Source organism: Arthrobacter sp. PM3 (genome assembly GCF_003352915.1).
Lineage (GTDB): Bacteria > Actinomycetota > Actinomycetes > Actinomycetales > Micrococcaceae > Arthrobacter.
In genome coordinates, this window is the sequence record NZ_CP022314.1 from 988,460 (window position 1) to 1,005,262 (window position 16,803).

16 protein-coding genes are annotated in these 16,803 nt (G+C 67.2%); 6 read left to right on the forward strand and 10 right to left on the reverse strand.

Annotation, left to right across the window (positions count from 1 at the left end):
* On the forward strand, positions 1-261 hold a 261-nt coding region (locus tag CFN17_RS04620), incomplete at its 5' end, for an IS3 family transposase (protein ID WP_208750186.1).
* 243 nt (positions 262-504) lie between these two features.
* Here the strand turns inward: CFN17_RS04620 and CFN17_RS04625 are convergent.
* From CFN17_RS04625 to leuA, 3 genes are all read right to left on the reverse strand, one after another.
* A complete protein-coding gene (locus CFN17_RS04625) occupies positions 505-1,368 on the reverse strand; it encodes an isoprenyl transferase (RefSeq protein WP_395926220.1) in 864 nt (287 codons plus the stop codon).
* Positions 1,369-1,376: 8 nt separating this feature from the next.
* Positions 1,377-2,129 carry a DNA repair protein RecO gene (gene recO, locus CFN17_RS04630; RefSeq protein WP_208750187.1) on the reverse strand — a complete coding sequence of 251 codons (753 nt, stop codon included), beginning with the start codon at positions 2,127-2,129 and terminating at the stop codon, positions 1,377-1,379.
* A 154-nt stretch (positions 2,130-2,283) separates the two neighbouring features.
* Positions 2,284-4,023 carry a 2-isopropylmalate synthase gene (gene leuA / locus CFN17_RS04635; RefSeq protein WP_208750188.1) on the reverse strand — a complete coding sequence of 580 codons (1,740 nt, stop codon included), beginning with the start codon at positions 4,021-4,023 and terminating at the stop codon, positions 2,284-2,286.
* 252 nt (positions 4,024-4,275) lie between these two features.
* Between leuA and CFN17_RS04640 the strand changes: the two genes are divergently transcribed.
* The 3 genes from CFN17_RS04640 to CFN17_RS04650 all read left to right on the forward strand — a co-directional run bounded on the left by CFN17_RS04640 (position 4,276) and on the right by CFN17_RS04650 (position 7,901).
* Complete coding sequence (locus CFN17_RS04640) at positions 4,276-6,228, forward strand: M13 family metallopeptidase (protein WP_315968656.1); 1,953 nt, start codon at positions 4,276-4,278, stop codon at positions 6,226-6,228.
* A 130-nt stretch (positions 6,229-6,358) separates the two neighbouring features.
* Entirely contained in the window at positions 6,359-7,063 is a 705-nt protein-coding gene (locus CFN17_RS04645; protein WP_208750190.1) for a TetR/AcrR family transcriptional regulator, read from the forward strand.
* Positions 7,002-7,901 carry an SDR family NAD(P)-dependent oxidoreductase gene (locus CFN17_RS04650; protein ID WP_315968657.1) on the forward strand — a complete coding sequence of 300 codons (900 nt, stop codon included), beginning with the start codon at positions 7,002-7,004 and terminating at the stop codon, positions 7,899-7,901. The genes CFN17_RS04645 and CFN17_RS04650 overlap by 62 nt, the downstream gene beginning before the upstream one ends.
* A gap of 39 nt (positions 7,902-7,940) precedes the next feature.
* On the opposite strand, the gene CFN17_RS04655 is transcribed toward CFN17_RS04650, so the two are convergent.
* From CFN17_RS04655 to CFN17_RS04675, 5 genes are all read right to left on the reverse strand, one after another.
* Positions 7,941-9,500: an LCP family protein gene (locus tag CFN17_RS04655; RefSeq protein WP_208750191.1), complete on the reverse strand. Its 1,560-nt coding sequence runs from the start codon at positions 9,498-9,500 to the stop codon at positions 7,941-7,943.
* A gap of 98 nt (positions 9,501-9,598) precedes the next feature.
* Positions 9,599-10,558 (reverse strand): GTPase Era, encoded by a 960-nt coding sequence (gene era / locus CFN17_RS04660; protein WP_208750192.1) that lies wholly within the window; start codon positions 10,556-10,558, stop codon positions 9,599-9,601.
* Positions 10,542-11,873 carry a hemolysin family protein gene (locus tag CFN17_RS04665; protein ID WP_208750193.1) on the reverse strand — a complete coding sequence of 444 codons (1,332 nt, stop codon included), beginning with the start codon at positions 11,871-11,873 and terminating at the stop codon, positions 10,542-10,544. The genes era and CFN17_RS04665 overlap by 17 nt, the downstream gene beginning before the upstream one ends.
* Entirely contained in the window at positions 11,870-12,343 is a 474-nt protein-coding gene (gene ybeY / locus CFN17_RS04670) for an rRNA maturation RNase YbeY (protein WP_208750194.1), read from the reverse strand. The genes CFN17_RS04665 and ybeY overlap by 4 nt, the downstream gene beginning before the upstream one ends.
* Entirely contained in the window at positions 12,340-13,428 is a 1,089-nt protein-coding gene (locus tag CFN17_RS04675; RefSeq protein WP_208750195.1) for a PhoH family protein, read from the reverse strand. Before CFN17_RS04675 ends, ybeY begins: the two co-directional genes overlap by 4 nt.
* Positions 13,429-13,847: 419 nt before the next feature.
* Here CFN17_RS04675 and CFN17_RS04680 point away from each other — a divergent pair, with 419 nt between their 5' ends.
* Positions 13,848-14,420, forward strand: a complete 573-nt coding sequence (locus CFN17_RS04680) for a phosphotransferase (protein ID WP_315968658.1) — start codon at positions 13,848-13,850, stop codon at positions 14,418-14,420.
* A gap of 45 nt (positions 14,421-14,465) precedes the next feature.
* On the opposite strand, the gene CFN17_RS04685 is transcribed toward CFN17_RS04680, so the two are convergent.
* On the reverse strand, positions 14,466-14,723 hold the full coding sequence (locus CFN17_RS04685) for a hypothetical protein (protein ID WP_208750197.1): 258 nt from the start codon (positions 14,721-14,723) through the stop codon (positions 14,466-14,468).
* A 308-nt stretch (positions 14,724-15,031) separates the two neighbouring features.
* Between CFN17_RS04685 and CFN17_RS04690 the strand changes: the two genes are divergently transcribed.
* Positions 15,032-15,952 (forward strand): GerMN domain-containing protein, encoded by a 921-nt coding sequence (locus CFN17_RS04690; RefSeq protein WP_208750198.1) that lies wholly within the window; start codon positions 15,032-15,034, stop codon positions 15,950-15,952.
* Positions 15,953-15,996: 44 nt separating this feature from the next.
* Here CFN17_RS04690 and CFN17_RS04695 read toward each other — a convergent pair whose 3' ends face one another.
* Positions 15,997-16,803 (reverse strand): 16S rRNA (uracil(1498)-N(3))-methyltransferase, encoded by an 807-nt coding sequence (locus tag CFN17_RS04695; protein ID WP_208750199.1) that lies wholly within the window; start codon positions 16,801-16,803, stop codon positions 15,997-15,999.

A 16,803-nucleotide genomic window follows, 5' to 3' on the forward strand; every position in this document is an offset into this window, starting at 1 on the left:
GTGTCCTGGCGTGTTCTGCTCGAGGACGCCGGCGCGGTCCAATCGATGTCCCGCAAAGGCAACTGCTACGACAACGCGGTCATGGAGAACTTCTTCGGCCACCTCAAGGAAGAACTCTTCCACCATGCCCGGTTCCCCAGCACCGACGCCCTGGCAGCGGCCCTGAACGAGTACATCCGCTGGTACAACACCGAAAGAATCTCAACAAAACTCAAAGGCCTGAGCCCGGTCCAATACCGCGCCCAGACCCTCGCAGCTTAGGCTGTAACCAACCAGTCCAACAATCGGGGACCAGTTCAATCTGGCCGTTGGACATAGTGGCATTATGTCCAGTCCTTCCTGCCGAAACTGGGCATGTCCCGTGGAGAAGCGGGTGAAGGAAGCCGGACTGAACGACAGAAGGCCGGTCATGTTCCCGAACTGCTGCCCGGGAGGCAGAACAGATTTTCCCAGTGCAACTTTCGGGGTGCAGTCCCTAGGCAGTGGTCCGGCTCGGCACTCCGCTCAGGTGCCCTGGCTGCCGGCGGCGGGGGCGGCGTCGACCGCTCCCCCGTAGCGGCGGTCCCGCTGCGCGTAGATCTCGACGGCGTCCCACAGCGTCCGCCGGTCCACGTCCGGCCAGAGGGTATCGAGGAACACGAACTCGGCGTAGGCCGACTGCCACAGCATGAAGTTGGAGAGCCGTTGTTCTCCGGAGCTGCGCAGGAACAGGTCAACGTCCGGCAGGTCCGGTTCGTCGAGGAACTTCTGGATGGTCCGTTCAGTGATGGCTCCCGGCTTGAGCCGGCCCTGTGCCACTTCCTCCGCGATCGCGGCGACGGCGTCGGCGATTTCGGCGCGTCCGCCGTAGTTGACGCACATGTTCAGCGTGCAGGTGCTGTTGCCGCGGGTGTAGTCCTCGGCCTCTTCGAGTTCGCGGATCACCGAGCCCCAGAGTTTCGGGCGGCGCCCGGACCAGCGGATGCGGACTCCCCAGTCGTCGAGCTGGTTGCGCTGCCGGCCCAGGACGTCCTTGTTGAACCCCATGAGGAACCGCACTTCTTCCGGGGAACGGCGCCAGTTCTCGGTGGAGAAGGCGTACACGCTGACGTGCTCGATCCCCAGTTCGATCGCTCCGGCCATGACGTCCAGCAGGGCCGGCTCCCCCGCCTTGTGCCCTTCAATCCGGGGCAGGCCGCGCTGATTCGCCCAGCGGCCGTTTCCGTCCATGACAATCGCCACGTGCCGCGGTATCAGCTCCGCGGGGATGGCCGGCGGGACTGCGCCTGACGGGTGCGGGTATGGGGCCACCACCGGGGCGGTCCGCCGCCGTGCACTGCCCTGCTTTGCCGGAGCCTTTCCCAGGTTCCTTCCGAGGCTTCTTCCCAATGCCACTTCTACGTTCGCTCCACATGCTTGAGGGATTTCAGGACTCGTTCCAGGTGCCACTGGAGGTAGCCGGCCACCAGGCCGGCCGCTTCCCTGCGGTGGACGGGGCCGGAGGCATCCGCCGTCGTCCAGTCTCCGGTGAGCAGGGCGCCCAGCAACAGCACGGTATCCGGGGCCGGCGCCGGGGATCCCGGCGGCCGGCATTCGGGGCAGACCATGCCGCCCAGCGGCGCGGAAAACGCGGTGTGCGGGCCGGGTTCGCCGCACCGGGCACAGTCGGTAAAGCTGGGCGCCCAGCCGCCGGTCGCGAGGGCGCGAAGGAGGTAGGAATCCAGGATGAGCTCGGGCGCATGCTCGCCCCGGCTCAGCGACGCCAGCGCACCAACGAGCAGGTTGTACTGCGCGGTGCCGGATTCGCCGTCGACGTCGGTGAGCTTTTCCGCCGTCTCGGTCATGGCGGCGGCCACCGTGTACCGGCCGTAGTCCGCGGCGATGCTGCCGCCATAGGCGCCCTTGGCGACGGCCTGCGTGACGACGTCCAGGGTGCGCCCGGAAATCAGTTGGAGATCAGCCACCATGAACGGTTCCAGCCTGGCGCCGAACCGGCTACTGGTGCGCCGGACACCCTTGGCGACTGCGCGGACCTGCCCGTGGTGTTTGGTCAGCAGGGTGATGATCCGGTCGGCCTCGCCCAGCTTGTGGGTGCGCAGTACGACGGCGTCATCGCGGTAGGCGCGCGCTGCGAACGATTGTTGGACCACAGCTAATCTTCGCACTCTCTACACGGAAACGCGGCAAGGGCAGCGCCCTGTACCTGCAAACACTGACTCTGCAAAGACTGCGCCGGCAAGCGCTGCGCCGCCGGACGGGTCCGGCGGCGCAGCGCGTTGGGTGTCAGCGGGTTCAACGGCAGGCTCAGGCGCGGGCGTCCCGGATGGCGCGGTTGACGGCCGAGATCACGGCTTTGAGGGCCGAGGTGCTGGTGTTGGCATCGATCCCGACGCCCCAGAGCACCCGCTCGCCGACGGCGCATTCGACATACGCGGCGGCCAGGGCGTTCCCGCCTTCGGAAAGTGCGTGTTCGCTGTAGTCCAGGACCCGGACGTCCACGCCGTCTTCGCGCAGGATGCTCAGCAGGGCCGCGATGGGGCCGTTTCCAGTCCCGGTCCTGCGGACCTGGGTGCCGTCGATCTTCAGGGCCGCCGTCAGGGTCATGTCCCCGTCCTCGTCCGTCTCGGTGCTGACCGAGCCGAGCGCGTAGCGGCCCCACTGGGTGTCGGCGGAGCCGGAAGGCAGGTACTCATCCTGGAAGATCTGCCACAGCTGGGCGCCACTGACCTCCCCGCCCACGGTGTCCGTGCGCTTCTGGATGACGCCCGAGAATTCGATCTGGGCGCGGCGCGGCAGATCCAGGCTGTGCTCGTTCTTCAGCAGGTAGGCAACGCCGCCCTTGCCGGACTGCGAGTTGACCCGGATGACGGCCTCGTAGCTGCGGCCGAGGTCCTTCGGGTCCACCGGCAGGTAGGGAACCTGCCAGGTGTAGTCGGCAACGTCCTTGCCCGCGGCGGCGGCATCTGATTCGAGGGCCTCCAGGCCCTTCTTGATGGCGTCCTGGTGCGAGCCGGAGAACGCGGTAAAGACGAGGTCGCCGCCGTAGGGAGCCCGCTCGGCGACCGGCAGCTGGTTGCAGTACTCCACGGTGCGGCGGATTTCGTCGATGTTGGAGAAATCGATCATGGGATCGATGCCCTGGACGAACATGTTCAGGCCCAGGGTCACCAGGTCCACGTTGCCGGTCCGCTCCCCGTTGCCGAAGAGGCAGCCCTCGATCCGGTCCGCGCCGGCCAGGTAACCGAGCTCGGCGGCGGCGACGCCGGTGCCGCGGTCGTTGTGCGGGTGCAGGGACAGAATGATGCCCTCCCGCGGGTGCAGGTTCCGGCTCATCCACTCGATGGAGTCGGCGTAGACGTTGGGGGTGGCCATTTCGACGGTTGCGGGCAGGTTGATGATGACCTGCCGGTCGGCCGAGGCCTCGAAGACGTCAGCGATGGCGTTGCAGACGCGCAGGGCGTAGCCCAGTTCGGTTCCGGTGAAGGATTCCGGGGAGTATTCGTAGGTGATGTGCGTGTCGACGAGCGTTTCCTCGTACTTCTTGCACAGCCGGGCGCCCTGGAGGGCGATGTCCAGGATGCCGTCTTCGTCCTGGTTGAAGACGACGCGGCGCTGCAGGACGGAGGTGGAGTTGTAGAGGTGGACGATTGCCTGCTTCGCGCCGACCAGGGACTCGTAGGTCCGCTCGATCAGGTGTTCCCGGGCCTGGGTCAGGACCTGGATGGTGACGTCGTCGGGGATGTGGTTGCCCTCGATCAGCTGCCGGACAAAATCAAAGTCGGTCTGCGAGGCCGAGGGGAAACCGACTTCGATCTCCTTGTAGCCCATCCGGACCAGCAGGTCGAACATCTTCAGCTTACGGGCCGGGCTCATCGGATCGATGAGGGCCTGGTTGCCGTCGCGCAGATCCACGGCGCACCAGCGCGGGGCCTTGGTGATGACCTTGTCCGGCCAGGTGCGGTCCGGCAGTTCAACGGTGATCTGGTCCTGGAACGGGATGTAACGGTGAACCGGCATTCCTGAGGGCTTCTGTGCGTTTCGCATTACTATCGGGGCCTTTTCTGTGATTCTTGGTGAAAGGGTGGCCGGGCAACACAAACTCCGCAGCGAGGGTGGGCCTTGCGCTAGATAGCGTCTGAAGCCTCGCCGCGGCAGCTAAGAAGAAGCAGTTCTGCGCGCACCTTTTCACAGTAACACGGGTGCGTAAGATGAAGGAGCCAGACCACCGCATCGTCCACTATGCAGACCGGCACCGACACCAGCTCGGGTGCCCGCCCGCCTCTCAAAGGAGCATCCGTGCCGCTTTCGGGAATCGACCTCTCCATCATTGACGCCTCCGTCCGGCCGCAGGATGACCTGTACCAGCACGTGAACGGCGGCTGGCTCAGCAGCACGGTCATCCCGGACGACCGCCCGCTGGAGGGCACATTCACTGCCCTGCGGGACGCCTCGGAGCTTGCCGTGAAGGAGATCATCGAACACGCCGCCGCCCGCGGTGAGGACGCCACGGGCATCGAGCGGAAGATCGGGGACCTCTACAACAGCTTCATGGACGAGGCCGCAGCCGAAGCCAAGGGCCTGGAGCCGCTCCGGGCGAGGCTGGCAGAGGTTTTCTCCACCAGCTCGGTGGCAGAGCTCGTGCTGCTGGCGGGCCGGCTGTTCCGCGCCGACGTGTCCGGGCTTTTCTACATCTACCCGGCACCGGACGCCGGCAACCCGGACCGGATCCTGCTGTACACCGGCCAGGGCGGCCTCGGCCTGCCGGACGAGTCGTACTACCGCGAGGAAAAGTTCGCCCCGATGGTGCAGGCCTACCGGGAGCACGTCCGGACGATGCTGGGCCTGGCGGAGATTGCCGACCCTGAAGGCGCGGCCGGTCGGGTGGTGGGCCTGGAAACCGCCCTGGCGTCGCACCACTGGGACAACGTGACCCTGCGGAATCCGCAAAAAACGTACAACCTGAAGTCCGCCGAGGAGGCTGCAAAGCTGTTCCCGCTGCTGGCCGGCTGGTTCGATGCCGCCGGCATCGCACCGGAGAAGCGCACCGAGCTCGTGATGAGCACCCCCGATTTCTTCTCGGGCGCGGCCGCCCTGCTGGAGACCGAACCGCTGGCAACCTGGCAGGAATGGCTCGCCATGCGCGTCGTCAGCTCGGCCGCACCCTATTTGTCTTCCGCATTCGTGGACGCCAATTTCGCCTTCTATGGCACCGCCCTGAGCGGGACCCCGCGGATCAAGGACCGCTGGAAGCGCGGCGTCGCGGCGGTCGAGGCCGCCCTCGGTGAGGCCGTCGGCCAGATCTACGTGGCGCGGCACTTCCCGGAAGGCCACAAGGCGCGGATGCAGACCCTTGTGGCCAACCTGATTGAAGCGTACCGGGAGTCCATCACGGGCCTGGACTGGATGGGCGAGGAAACCAAGCTTGAGGCACTCAAGAAACTGGATGCGTTTCGCGCCAAGATCGGCTACCCGGACAAGTGGATCGACTACTCCGCCGTCGACATTGACCCGGCCGACCTGCTGGGGAACGTCGAGCGCGCCCACAGCGCCGACGTCGACCGTCACCTTGATGAGGTCGGCAAGCCCGTGGACCGGGAGAAGTGGCTGATGACCCCCCAGACGGTCAACGCCTACTACCACCCGCTGCTCAACGAGATCGTGTTTCCCGCCGCCATCCTGCAGCCGCCGTTCTTCGCTGCCGACGCCGACGACGCCGTCAACTACGGCGGCATCGGCGCCGTGATCGGCCATGAAATCGGCCACGGCTTCGATGACCAGGGCTCGCAGTACGACGGCAGCGGCCTGCTGCGGAACTGGTGGACCCAGGATGACCGCACCGCGTTTGAGGCCCTGACCTCCAGGCTGGTGGCGCAGTTCGACGCCCTCTCCCCCTCGGCCGCCCCCGGCCACAACGTCAACGGCAAGCTGACGCTGGGCGAGAACATCGGCGACCTCGGCGGCCTCACGATTGCCTACAAGGCGTACCTGATCAGCCTTGACGGGCAGGAACCGCCCGTGCTCGACGGGATGACGGGCTTCCAGAGGTTCTTCGCCTCGTGGGCGGCCGGGTGGCGGCAGGTGATCCGCACCGAGGAAGCCATCCGCCGGCTCGCGACGGACCCGCACTCCCCCAATGAGTTCCGCACCAACGAAATCGCCAAGAACCTCGACGCCTTCCATGAGGCGTTCGGCGTCACGGAGCAGGACGGCATGTGGATGCCGCCGCAGGAGCGCGTCAGCATCTGGTAGTGCCGGCCGCCGGCGCCCGAACTCCGCACGGCTGCCCCATCACCATTCGGGGCTTTGTTCTCTGTCGCCCTGCCGGGCGAGCGAATTCACTGGACGTGGACATGAAGGAGCCGGTGAAGGGAAGGTCGCCATGGTGGACGGTCAACAGGAGGACGGCGCGAGGGCGCGCGTCCGCGACGCCGCCGTCGCGCATTTCGCGGCGGTCGGGTTCGGCAAACCCGGGATGGACCGGATCGCTCACGACGCAGGCGTCACCACCGATGACATCGCAGCCCTCTTCGGCGACGAAGACGGACTGCGCCAGGTGTGCGACGACTACGTGCTCCAGGCATTGGTGGGGTGGGCCCATAGAAAGGCAACGCTGGAGGGCATGGGCGAGGTCATGCGTTCCTATCAGGCTGATCCGGGCACATACCAGGCGCAGATCAACTACCTTGGACGGGTCGTGGCCGAGAACACGCCCGCCGCGGCCCGGTTCATTGATGTCCTGGTCGACGAGAGCGAGCGGATCATCAGGGCCGGCATGAGGGACGGCACAATGCGCGCCTCCGACGATCCGCGCGCCCTGGCCGTCCTGACAGCCACCAACGTGGTGGGCTTGGTGATCATGGCTCCGCACATCGAACGCACCCTCGGATTGCCGGCTTCCCAGGAGCAGATGCTGCTCCGCCTGGCCCTGCCGGCCCTGGAGCTATACACCCACGGGCTGTATAGCGACGACTCCTACCTCAGACTCGTCAGGGACGGCGTCGCCGCTCTCCGGCCGCCCCGCAATGCGGCGCAGGATCCGGGCACCGGATCCCCGATGGCCCCGCCCGCGCCGGACGGCAACTGACCGGCCCCGGCGAATCGCGGGATGCAGCAGAACCACGGATCTTGCACCGAAATCAGGAAAGGACCATCCCCTGGGCCGCATCTTCATCACCGGTTCGACCGACGGTCTGGGCCTCGCCGCCGCCCGGACGCTTCTGAACGAAGGGCACGAAGTCCTGCTGCACGCCCGCTCCCGGCAACGTGCGTCCGCCCTCGACGGCATCGCTTCCCGGGCGGAAGGGATCGTCATTGGTGACCTCAACAGCGACGCCGAAACCCGGGACCTCGCCGGGCAGGTCAACGCCTACGGACGGATGGACGCCGTGATCCATAACGCCGGCGTCTACCTTTCACCGGGGCGCGTCGCCGGCCCGGACGGACACTGCCGCACCCTGGCAGTCAATGTGCTCGCGCCGTACCTGCTTACCGCGCTGATCCAGCGGCCCGGCCGCCTGGTCTATATCAGCAGCGGCATGCACCATGGGGCCGGCACCAGCCTCCGGGACATCGACTGGACGGAGCGTCGCTGGAACGCCAACGCCGCCTACTCCGAGAGCAAGCTCTACGTCTCGGCCCTGGCTGCATCGGTTGCCCGCCACTGGCCCACCGTGCTCAGCAACTCCGTGGATCCCGGCTGGGTGCCCACCAGGATGGGCGGCCCCGGCGCGCCCGATGACCTCGCCCTGGGCCAGGACACGCAGAGTTGGCTCGCCGTGAGCAACGAGCCTGCCGCCCTGGTCTCCGGCAAATACTGGCACCACCGCCGGCAGCGGACGCCTGCCCCGCAGGTCACGGACACGGCCTTCCAGGACAGGCTCACCGACAGGCTCGCCGAACTGACCGGGACCACCCTGTTCTAGCGCACCGAATCCAGCGCACCTAAACAGCGGCGCTGCTGCCTATCGAGTGATCAGCGCCGGGTTCGCCTGCTGGCAGACGGTGTCACCGGCCGTCTGGTTGACGATGTTGTCCGGAAGCGGCGGCGTGGCGGCGGCTGTCGGTGCCCCGTTGGCGAAGTCGCTGCCCAGGTAGACCTGGACACCGGCGACCCCGGCCGCCGGAAGCACCCGGTCCGGGGTGACGCCGAGCAGGGCCGCGACGTCCGCGGCCACGTCGGCATAGTCCGCGCCGTAGTACACGGCCGTCTTGGCGACCGTCCTGGCGGTCAGCTGCCCCACCTGGGTGAAGCCGGCACCCTGGATCGCCTGCATGATCTCCTGGGTCCTGGCCGGCACGCCGGAGCCGTTGGCCACCGTGACCGGCTGCAGGGTCTTGTCGTAGGCCGGCGCGGTGGGGGCGGGGGTCGGCGCCGCACTGGCCGACGCGGACGCACTGGGGGTCGCGGTGGGGTCCGTCAGGTCGACGTCGTTGCGCATGGCGGCGAAGAGCTGGGACGCCGCGGGCTCGGCCAGCTGCAGCCGGTTGGGGTCCGATTCGGCCGGGACGGTGGGCGTGGCGACGAAGGCGACCTTGCCGACGTCGATGTTCTTGAGCCGGTTGCCCACGGTCAGCAGTGTCGGCACGGACGCCAGTCCGTCGTCGATAGTCAGGTTCTTGGTGATCGCATCGGCGATGCTGAGCATCCGGGCCGGGTTGGTGAAGGTGCCGTCGCTCTTGATCTTCCGGGTGAGGGAGGACAGGAAGCCCTGCTGGGCCTTGATGCGGCCAAGGTCGCCGCCGTCGCCGAAAGCGTGCCGCGTCCGGACGAAGGAGAGGGCCTGCTCGCCCTGGACGGTGGACGTGCCCTTGGGCAGGCGCAGCTTCGAGTCGGGGTCGTAGACGGCGTCGCTGACACAGACCTCCACACCGCCGACGGCGTTGGAGAGTTCCTTGACGGCGTTGAAGTCGGCCATCATGAAGTGGTCGATCTCCAGGCCGGTGAGCTTGTTGACGGTGTCCACGGCGCAGCCGATGCCGGCCTCGGACATCGCCGAGTTGATCATGACGCCGGACTGGGCCGGGTATTCCTTGCCGGTCTTCGGGTCCTTGCACTTGGGAATGTCGACGAGCAGGTCACGGGGGAAGCTGACCACGTTGACGCGCTTATTGTCGGCGGAGATGTCCATGAGCATCATGACGTCCGAATGGCCATAGCCGGTGGAGTCGTCAACGGTGCCGTACTGCGAGTTCTTGCCGTCGCGCGTGTCGGAGCCGAGGATCAGGATCTGCATCCGGTCCGTGGAATCGTTCACGGAGGCCTCGGTCTTGCCGTTGCCGGCGCTGAGCGGGGCTTTGGTGATGTTGCCCTGCAGCCGGATGACCCAGTAGGCGCCGAACGCGATCACGCCGACCAGCAGGACGGCAATCACACCCGTGGTGATTTTCAGCCAGGTGGGGGTCCGCCGGGCAGCACCCAGGTGGCGGGCCGGGCCGACGGCCGGGTTGTCCGTGTGCCGGGCAGCAGAGGCTGACCGGGCCGGCGGGGTGCCGTCGGCGCGGTTATCACGGGGTCGAACCACAGGTGGAGCCTTCCTTCACAAATGGGCAGTCTCCCTATTTTAGTGGCCGAATCTGTGAAAACGCCGATGGGGTGCCGCTTGGGAGCGGCGGGGCCGGCTCAGAACCCCAGTTTGACGAGCTGCTTCGGATCCCGCTGCCAGTCCTTGGCGACCTTGACGTGCAGGTCCAGGTAGATGCGGGCGCCAAGCAGTGCCTCGATCCCCTTGCGCGCGTTGGTCCCGACCTCGCGGAGCCGGGCGCCGCCCTTGCCGATGATGATGGCCTTCTGGGACGGGCGTTCCACGTACAGGTTGACGCGGACGTCCAGGAACGGCCGGTCTTCGGGCCGGTCCTCGCGCGGCACGATTTCCTCGACAACCACTGCCAGGGAGTGCGGCAACTCGTCGCGGACGCCCTCGAGGGCAGCCTCGCGGATGAGTTCGGCGATCATCACCGCTTCCGGCTCGTCAGTCAGGTGGCCGTCCGGGTACAGCGGCGGGGACGAGGGCATGTGGCTGATCAGGACATCGGCCACGGTGTCCACCTGGAAGCCGTCGGTGGCGGAGACCGGCACCACGTCCTTCCAGCCCTCCCCGCCCAGGACCTCACGGCCCAGTGCGGCGACGGCGAGCAGCTGTTCGGTGAGGGCCTGGCGGTCCACGGTGTCGGCCTTAGTCACGATCGCGACGATCGGCTTGTTGCCGACGGCGGCGAGCTGGGCGGCGATGAACCTGTCGCCGGGGCCGATCTTCTCGTTGGCCGGCAGGCAGAAGCCGATCGCGTCGACCTCGGCGAGGGTGTCGGCGACGAGCTCGTTCAGCCGCTTCCCCAGCAGGGTGCGCGGGCGGTGCAGGCCGGGAGTGTCCACGAGGACCAGCTGGGCGTCGTCCCGGTGCACGATGCCCCGGATGGTGTGGCGGGTGGTCTGCGGTTTGGCCGAGGTGATTGCGACCTTCTGTCCCACCAGGGCGTTGGTGAGGGTGGACTTGCCCGCATTGGGCCGCCCGACCAGCACGGAGAATCCGGCGCGGTAGCCGCCGGGGGCTGCTGCGCCGTCGGACTTATTCTGCTTGCTCACGTGAGACTCCCTGCTGGATTGGTGCGGCCTCGTCGAGAAGGTCGTCAAGGTCAGTTTCTTCTTTTGGTACGGCGGCCGCAATGATGTGGCTGACGCGGTTGCGCCGGCCCTCGAGCCGGTCGGCCCGGAGGGACAGCCCGTGGACTTCCACGGTGCTGCCGACGATCGGCACGCGCCCGAGCGCTTTGGCGAGCAGGCCGCCCACGGTGTCCACTTCGTCGTCGTCGAGCTCCAAGTCGAAGAGCTCGCCGAGATCATCGATGCTCATGCGCGCGCTGACCCGGTAGCTGCCGTCCCCGAGTGCGACGGCCTCGGCGCTTTCGGTGTCGTATTCGTCGACGATCTCGCCGACGATCTCCTCGATGAGGTCCTCCAACGTGACCAGACCGGCGGTTCCGCCGTATTCGTCGATCACGATCGCGACGTGGGTGGACTCCTTCTGGAGTTCCCGGAGCAGGTCACTGACGGGCTTGGAGTCCGGCACGTAGCGGACCTCGCGGGCGAGTTCGTCCACCACGGGCGGTTCCTCGCCGGGGCCGAGGTTGTGGATCGCGGCGGCGACGTCCTTGAGGTAGACGATGCCCAGGATCTGGTCGGTGTTTTCGCCAATGACCGGGATCCGCGAATACCCGGAGCGCAGGAACAGCGACATCGCCCGGCGCAGGCTGGAACCTGAGTCGATGGTGAGGATGTCCGTGCGCGGGACCATGACCGAGCGGACCAGGGTGTCACCGAAGTCGAAGACCGACTGGATGAGCTCGGCCTCGTTGTCCTCGATGACGTCGGATTCGGTGGCCCGGTCCACGAGTTCGCGGAACTCCTCCTCGCTGAAGAACGCCTCATTATCGGCCGGCGCGCCGGGGGCCACGGCGCTGCCGAGCCGCACCAGCCAGCCCGGGATCGGTCCCAGCACGGCGTACAGGGACCGGACGAGCGGGGCGCTGAACCGGACCAGCGCGGCGGAATGCACCCGGCCGAACTGGCGCGGGGACACCCCGACGATCACGAAGCCAAGCACGGCCATGATGCCCGTGGCGGCCAGCCCGGCGAGCCAGATGTTCTCCAGCATGCTGTGCACGAGCGCGGTGACGGCGACGGCGGCGGCCATCTCGAACCAGACACGCCAGAACCGCAGTGCCCGCATGTGCCCCACGGGCTGCGCCAGGATCCGTTTAAGCGAGGTGCCCCGGCTGTGCAGGACCGCCTGTTCGGCGTCGTGCCGCGGCAGGAAGCTGAAGGCGGATTCGGCGGCGGTCAACACCGCGGCAAAACTGAGGAACACCAGCGCCATGCCGGCGAGGATCAGTGGGGTCACTGAATCGTCTCTGACGGGGCCGCCTTGCCGGTGAAGGCGGAGAGCAGTTCGCGCTGCAGCCCGAACATTTCTTCTTTCTCCTCCGGCTCGGCGTGGTCATAACCCAGCAGGTGCAGGATGCCGTGCGTGGTCAGCAGCAGCATCTCGTCCTGGGTGGAGTGGCCGGCGTTCCGGGCCTGGACCTCGGCCACCTGGGGGCAGATGGCGATATCGCCCAGCATGCCCTGCGGCGTGGGCTTGTCCGGTGTGCCCGGGGTCAGTTCGTCCATCGGCACAGACAGGACGTCGGTGGAGCCGGGCTCGTCCATGAGCTCGATGTGGAGCTTCTCCATGGCGGGTTCGTCCACGAGCAGGATGGACAGTTCCGCCTGCGGGTGGATGTAGAGCCGTTCGAAGATGAAGCGTGAGAGTGCCACGAGCTCGGACTCGTCCACGGCCACGCCGGATTCGTTGTTGACCTCGATGCTCATGCGTGTTCTCCCCGCGTTTCCCGGGCAACGGAGTTCTTGACCCGGTTTCTCTGTACTTCGTCCCAGATGCTGTACGCGTTGACGATGTCTCCCACCAGGCGGTGCCGGACGACGTCGGAAGCGTCCAGCACCGAGAAGTTGACGTCCTCGATTCCCTGCAGGATCTCCTCGACGATCCTCAGCCCCGAGCGGGTGCCGAAGGGAAGGTCCACCTGGGTGACGTCACCGGTGACCACCATCTTGGAGCCGAAGCCGAGCCGGGTCAGGAACATCTTCATCTGTTCCGGCGTGGTGTTCTGGGCCTCGTCGAGGATGATGAAGGCGTCGTTGAGCGTGCGGCCGCGCATGTAGGCCAGCGGCGCCACCTCGATGGTGCCGGCGGCCATGAGGCGCGGGATGGATTCGGGGTCCATCATGTCGTGCAGCGCGTCGTACAGCGGCCGCAGGTAGGGGTCGATCTTGTCGCTCAGGGTTCCCGGCAGGAACCCGAGCCGCTCGCCCGCCTCAACGGCGGGGCGGGTCAGGATGATGCGGCTGACTTCCTTCTGCTGCAGGGCCTGGACGGCTTTGGCCATGGCCAGGTACGTCTTGCCGGTACCGGCCGGCCCGATCCCGAAGATCACCGTGTTGGCGTCGATCGCGTCCACATAGTTCTTCTGGTTCAGGGTCTTGGGCCGGATGGTCTTCCCGCGGGTGGACAGGATGTTGGTCGTCAGCACCTCCACCGGGTTCTGCAGGGACTGGCTCCGCAGCATGGAGACGAGCTGTTGCAGGACGGCCGGGGTAATGACGGTACCCCGGGCCACCAGCCCGCGGACCTCGTTGAGCAGGCGCATGATGCGCGGCACGTCGGCGGCAGGGCCGCTGATCGCGAGTTCGTTGCCCCGGACATGGAAGTCAACGGACGGGAACTGGTTTTCGATGAACCGGAGGGCTTCGTCGTGGCTGCCCAGCGACTGGACCATCTGCTCTGAGTCGTCAAACAAGACCACCTCCGTCCGCAGCCCTGGTAGGGAGTGGGGAAATTCCCCTGCGGTGCGCTCTCCGGCGCTGAACCGGGCCTTGCCGTTCGCTGCTTCAGTCATGGTGTTGGCCCGCGGGCCTCTGGTCCCCTCCAGTATGAATATGGTCAGTCCCCCGGGTACCCCCGCCGGCGGCGGTTCGCACCGTCCGCGGCCCGGGTCACCGGATCCCTCCATCTTACGCCAGCGAAGGACACCCGACGCCGGTCGGGATCCGGCGGCGCCCGCCGCAGTGACAGCCGTCGTCCTCGTGGCGGCACGGGCCTTGCCCGGCGCGCTTGCCCCTGTAGCCTGCTCGGATGGTTGGGGACGAGCCGGAACTCACAGGCGGTAATGCCTCCGGGAAAGTTGTGCGCGTTGGCCGCACCGTCCGTAAGCCCTGGTTGGAGAACACTGCCGCCGTCCAAAGTTATCTCGGCGCGCTCCGGTCGTCCGGATTGGACGTACCCCGCCCCCTGGGGCGGGACGAGGATGGGCGAAGCGTGGTCGAGTACGTCGAGGGCACACTCGCGATGGATCAGTCGCCGCTCGGGAACGACGACCTGCGCCGCGTCGGCCGGATGATCCGGGAAATCCATGATGCGAGCGAAGCAACTGTCATTGCCAATCCCGGCGGCTGGAAAATGCTGCTGCCTGCGGAGAATCCAGACTTGATGTGTCACAACGATCTCGCCCCGTGGAATCTCATCATGGGAGAGCGCTGGGTCTTCATCGATTGGGACGGCGCGGGCCCCAGCACGCGGCTGTGGGATCTTGCCTACGCCGCACAGTCCTTCGGTCAACTGGTCCACGGACAACCGGTGGCGGAGGCTGCCATAAGGCTGGGGGCCTTTGCCGACGGGTATGCAGCCGATGACTCGCTCCGGAAGGCGCTGCCGGCCGCGATGGCGAAAAGAGCAACAGCGATGTTCAATCTCCTGAAGTCCTCGAACGAAACCGGTTTCCAGCCGTGGGCGGCGATGTACCTCAACGGACACGGTGATCACTGGCGTACCGCCGCTGAATATGTTGCGCACAATCAGGAGGCCTGGGCACATGCGCTCGTGCAGCGGTGAGTCGACGCGGCCGACGTCGGGCGCAGCCGGATCCGTCCGCGACACTTACAACACACCCTGCCCCAACTGCTGCCACGCATCATCAACGAGCTTGCCCGCGTGACCCGGCCCGGCGGCAATGTCCTCCTGGGCTTTCATGCCGGCGGTGGGCACCGGACGGCCACGCGCGCTTACGGCCACGAAGTCACTCTCACCTCGTATCTGCACGACCCGGCCGACACGGCCGATCTTCTCACCCGCCACGGCATGACGATTACGGCGCAACTCACCAGGGAGCCGCGCCCGGTGGAAACTCAGGCGCAAGCGTTCATCCTCGCAAGGCGTTCCCGCTGACCGATACGGCGCGGTTCCCGAAATTATGTATCAACTTCGCATCGGCCTCATATCGTTCCCGTTGCAGTTCCGCCGACCGGCCCCAAACCAGGCTTGCGGGCCGGGCCGGTGTGCCATGCTGGAATTCGGCTCTCCCGCGGGCCGCCGGTCCGGTCTCCCGGCAGGCGCAGGCGGGCGGCCAGCGGGCCATGGCGGCCACACACCGATCATCGCTGCGGAGAGCAGCGTGCACATGAAGGGGCGGCAGCATCAGGCAGCGTGGAGCTCAGCAGTCAGCAGTGAGGCGACTCCGCCGCGCCTGGCTGGGACTTGTGCTGCCCGCGTCCCTGCTGCTCTCCGGCTGCGTGGCGACGCCGCAGGACGGCGTCACGACCTCCAGCAGCCCGTCCGAGCTCATCCCGGCCTCAGCGTCGGGCGCCCCCACCCCCAGCGCCCCGCTCGAGACCGCGCAGACCTCCAACAAGGCTCCCGTGTACTGGATCGGCCGCAGCAACGACAACGCGTTCCTCTACCGCGAGTTCCGGGATGTGCCGGACCAGGACAACCCGGTCACCCGCGCCCTGCGGGTGATGATGTCCCAAAAACCCCTCGACCCGGATTTTTTCACGCCGTGGCAGAACCCGAAGAAGCTTTCGACGTCGATCTCCGGCAAGAACGTCATCACGGTTGATGTCTCCGCGGACGCCTTCAACAGCAACGTGGACGCGGGCATGGCCGAGCGGGCCATCCAGCAACTCGTCTACACGGCGACGGCGGCCGCAGCCAGCGCCGGCCTGATCGATTCCGGACAGCAAGTCCAGGTGGTGGTGCTGGTCGACGGGCACACGGACTATGTCGCCTTCAACCACGTCCGGCTGGGGGCGCCGACGTCCCGCAGCGCCGGAATGGTCGCCCCCGTCTGGATCATCGATCCGCAGGAAGGCACCACCGTGACGGACGGGGCGGTCAAGATCAGCGGCCGGAGCACAGTCCAGGGCGGGAAGCTGCGCTGGGAGATCCTCAAGGTCGACGGCGACAACGCCAAGACCGCCTACCTCAACGGCAACGCGACGGCCTCGGCCGACTCCACGCAGTCCGGACTCTACTCGTTCTCCGCGAACCTGGGGCCGGGCCGATACGAAGTCCGGGTCTCCCAGGTGGACCCTGCGGACAGCGGCAAGGAAGTCTTCGCCGATACGCGCGGGTTCACGGTCAAGTAGTCAGGACCGTACAGGCAGTCACGGCCAAACAGGCAGGTTGCCGGCTACCAGCGTCCCAGGATGTCGCTGGCCACGACGACGGCGGCGGGACCGGCCGTCGACGACCGCAGCACATGGTGTCCCAGAAGGGCTGTGACCGCCCCCGCGTCGCAGAGCCTGGTGACCTCACGGGGGCTGATGCCGCCTTCCGGGCCCACGATCAGGAGCACCTCGCGGGAACCGGCGTCGCCGGCCGCGATGCCGCCGTCGTCAGCACGCCCCGGCCCGGACTCACTGTCCAGCCAGTCTTCCAGCACACGGCGCAGCGGTCGGACGGCGTCTTCGTGCAGGATGACCGCGAGGTCCGCGGCCGCCACGGCCGCCTGGAGCCCGGCGCCGTCGACGGCGGAACGGACCTCCGGAATCCAGGCGCGGCGGGCCTGCTTCGCCGCCGCCGTCACCACTGACTGCCACTTGGCGTGCGCTTTCGCGGCCCGCTCGGCCTTCCACCGCACAATGGACCGCTCGGCCTGCCAGGGAATGACGGCGTCGATGCCCAGTTCGGTGGCTGTCTCGGCCGCGAGTTCGTCACGGTCTCCCTTGGCCAGGGCCTGGACGAGGACCAACCGAACGGCGGGCCGCGGCTCCTCGGCCAGGTCCAGGCATTCGACGCTCAGCTCGGCGGGCTCGACGGCGGTCACCGTCCCGGTCAGCCGCTTGCCGGCGCCGTCAGCGATGTCCACGGCTTCCCCGACGGCAAGCCGCTTGACGGTGACGGCGTGCCGGGCTTCCGCCCCCTCGAGGACAAAAACCGAGCCGGGGACCTGCTGGTCCAGTGTGCCGGGGGCGGTGAAGAAGACCGGGTTGCTCAC

Bases quoted from the DNA above. Each gene is read 5' to 3' on its own strand.
- leuA (WP_208750188.1), bottom strand. From the start codon at position 4,023: ATGCGAAACGCACAGAAGCCCTCAGGAATGCCGGTTCACCGTTACATC.
- CFN17_RS04645 (WP_208750190.1), top strand. From the start codon at position 6,359: ATGGTGGACGGTCAACAGGAGGACGGCGCGAGGGCGCGCGTCCGCGAC.
- CFN17_RS04650 (WP_315968657.1), top strand. From the start codon at position 7,002: ATGCGGCGCAGGATCCGGGCACCGGATCCCCGATGGCCCCGCCCGCGC.
- ybeY (WP_208750194.1), bottom strand. From the start codon at position 12,343: ATGAGCATCGAGGTCAACAACGAATCCGGCGTGGCCGTGGACGAGTCC.
- CFN17_RS04675 (WP_208750195.1), bottom strand. From the start codon at position 13,428: ATGACTGAAGCAGCGAACGGCAAGGCCCGGTTCAGCGCCGGAGAGCGC.